Raw genomic sequence first — 2,777 nt, 5'->3', positions numbered from 1 at the left:
GCATCTCGGCGCGCACCACGGCGTCGGCCTCCTCCACCGACACGGCCCGGGAGCTGTCCTTGCCCTTGGCCGTGTTGATGTAGACCTCCCGGATCCCGTGTTCCCGGATGAGGTCGATCTCCTTGGCGCTGCGGATCTTTTTCTTGTTGCTCAGGAAGGGGTGGTCCATCCAGGGGACGTTGAAGTCCTCCACGAACATCCCCACCTCGAGGTCTTCGACCGCGATCTTCTTGATCATGGCTACGCCCCCTGGAAGGCTGTGGGACCATAGGGGTGACCGCCCCCCGGTCCCTCGGGAGAACGCCTGCGCCCCGGACCGGCGCCCCCGCGGAGGGCTCCGGCTTCCGTTTCCCTTTTACGGATCGGCCCCAAACCCGATCCCTTGAGCCCGAACGGGTGCTCTCCTTGACACCCTCGGCCGCCCGCGGGTATCAAGCCCCGACACGGAGGCGGTCGGCTGGGGGCTGCCCGGCGGCCGAGCAGCGTTTCGCGATCCGGGGCGCGGCCCCGACGAGGGAGGAATCCATGGCACTGCCCAAGAAGGTGAACCTGGACCAAGCCGTGATGTGGGCCGTGGGGGCCCTGGTGGCCGGCTTCGTGATCGGCATCGTGTCGGGTTATTTCGTGGCCCGGTCTCCGGGACCCCGGCCCGCGCCCGTGGCCCAGCCGGCCCCGGCCGTGGCCCCGCCGTCCTCCACCCTGGGGAGCCTCTCGGTGGAGATCCGGGAGCTCCGGAGCATCGTGGAGCGGGACCCGACGAACCGAAACGCCTGGGTACGGTTGGGGAACCTCTACTTCGACACCGACCAGTACATGGAGGCGATCGAGGCCTACACCAAGGCCCTCGAGCTCGACCCCAACGACCCCGACGTGATCACGGACCGGGCCATCATGTACCGGCGGATCGGGGACTTCCAGAAGGCGGTCGAGGAATTCCGGCGGGCGGCCGACATGGCCCCGAACCACCTGAACAGCTTGCTGAACCTCGGGGTGGTGCTCCGCTACGACCTCAACGACCTGGAGGGCGCCATGAAGGCCTGGCAGCGGTACCTGGAGCGCAACCCGCCCGCCGACATGGCCGCCAAGATCCGGGCCGAGATCGAGGCCATCCGAAAGCAGCTTCCGTAGGGAGAACGGGCGTCGGCCCGAGGGCGCCGTCCGGTCGGGGCGTTCCTGACCGGCCGCCGAGGACCGGAGGCAGAACGCCCAAAGGAAACGGGCCGTCCCAAGGGACGGCCCGTTTCCCGAAAGGAGGAGGAAGAGAGGAGGCTGGTCGCGATCCACCGGCCTTTGCCCTATGGGTCGGCACGAGCCGGCGAAGGCTTTAGCGAAAAAAGTGCCCTGATCGAAATTTTTTTGTCCCCTGCCACCCTGGCCGACTAGCCGCCCAGCCGCCTAGCGGCCTAGCCGCGGTCACCCAGAAGGAGCGTTCCAGTCGATCTCCCGGGCATCGAACACCGGCCCCTCCTTGCACACCCGCACGTACTCACCCGAGGCCGACCGCACCACGCACCCCAGGCACGCGCCCATGCCGCAGGCCATCTGGGCCTCCAGGGAAACCTCGCAGGCGACCCCCCGGGACGCCGCCTGGGCCGCCACGGCCCGGAGCATGGGCACGGGCCCGCAGGCGTACACCCTGGCCCCCGGCCCGGCCTGGTCCAGGACCCGGGCGAGCGGCTTCGTCACGAGGCCCGGCTCCCCCAGGCTCCCGTCCTCGGTGACCACCTCGCTCGGGATCGCCAGGCACTCGAAATCGCCGTGGCACAGGAGGTCCCGGTCGGAGCGCGCGCCGAGCACGAGCCGGGGCCGCACCCCGCGGGCGAGAAACGCCTCGGCGAGAAACAGAAGCGGCGCCACCCCGACCCCTCCGCCTACGAGAACGGGCTCCTCGGCGTCGAGGGAGAACCCCCGGCCCAGGGGCCCCAGCACGTCCACCCGGTCGCCCACGTGCCGGCGCGAAAGCATCCGGGTCCCCTTTCCCACCACCCGGAAGAGCACCTCGAACTCCCCGCCGGCGTGGGGGTCCAGCCGGTGGATGCTGAACGGCCGCCGGAGCAGGGGGTCGATCCCCTCCCCGACCTGGAGCATCACGAACTGCCCCGGCGCGGCCTCGAAGGGCACGGCCGGCCGCAGCCGCAACCGGTAGTACTCGCCGCCCAGGGATTCCCGGTACACCACCCAGGCCCGATCGTCCATGGCGTCGTTCCTTTTCGGCTGAAAAGCTGGGAAGCTGGGAGGTTCGGAGGCTGGGAAGCCAAAAGCCTTCCTCTTCCAGCGCCTGCGCCCGTCCCGGCGTGTGGAAGCGGCCTCCTTCTCAGACGCCAGAATTCAGAGGCCAGAAGTCGGGCTTCCCTCTGTCCACCGTTCTCCGTCCACTGACCCCTGACATGAACGCCGCTCCGACACGAGGTCCGTCCCAGCATGTTACCCCTGCCCCCAGGCCCCCCACAGAGACCGAAAACGCTCCCCCATCCCGGACTGCTCAGTCGAGATTCCGGATCATCACGACGGCGTCCTCGCCGGTGTCCGGGTAGTACCCGGGCCGGCGACCCAACGGGTCGAACCCGAGGCTCCCGTAAAACGCCTGGCCGGCCTTGTTCGAGGCCCGGACCTCCAGGAACACGAAGGTCGCGCCCTGGCGCCGGAGACGGTCCAGGGCCTCCCGCACGAGCTTTGTTCCCACGCCCCGGCGGCGCCACTCGGGCACCACGGCGAGATCCAGGAGGTGACACAGGCCGCCTTGTACGGCGTAGAGGAGGTGCCCCACCAACCGGCCG

At 69.5% G+C, this 2,777-nt stretch carries 4 protein-coding genes; 1 reads left to right on the top strand and 3 read right to left on the bottom strand.

The features are described from left to right. Positions 1 to 238: DUF3391 domain-containing protein (locus tag ACY0I8_RS17505; protein ID WP_461395771.1), on the bottom strand; the 238-nt coding region annotated here is incomplete at its 3' end. A 287-nt stretch (positions 239 to 525) separates the two neighbouring features. Between ACY0I8_RS17505 and ACY0I8_RS17500 the strand changes: the two genes are divergently transcribed. After that, on the top strand, positions 526 to 1,128 hold the full coding sequence (locus tag ACY0I8_RS17500) for a tetratricopeptide repeat protein (protein ID WP_459941453.1): 603 nt from the start codon (positions 526 to 528) through the stop codon (positions 1,126 to 1,128). Between the two features lie 285 nt (positions 1,129 to 1,413). Here ACY0I8_RS17500 and ACY0I8_RS17495 read toward each other — a convergent pair whose 3' ends face one another. Next, positions 1,414 to 2,196: a dihydroorotate dehydrogenase electron transfer subunit gene (locus tag ACY0I8_RS17495; RefSeq protein WP_459941454.1), complete on the bottom strand. Its 783-nt coding sequence runs from the start codon at positions 2,194 to 2,196 to the stop codon at positions 1,414 to 1,416. Between the two features lie 286 nt (positions 2,197 to 2,482). Next, on the bottom strand, positions 2,483 to 2,777 hold a 295-nt coding region (gene rimI, locus ACY0I8_RS17490), incomplete at its 5' end, for a ribosomal protein S18-alanine N-acetyltransferase (protein ID WP_461395770.1).

The sequence above is a fragment of the Deferrisoma sp. genome, assembly GCF_054681715.1.
The sequence above is the reverse complement of the archived record's forward strand: the minus strand, read 5'-3'. Positions and strand labels throughout refer to the sequence as shown.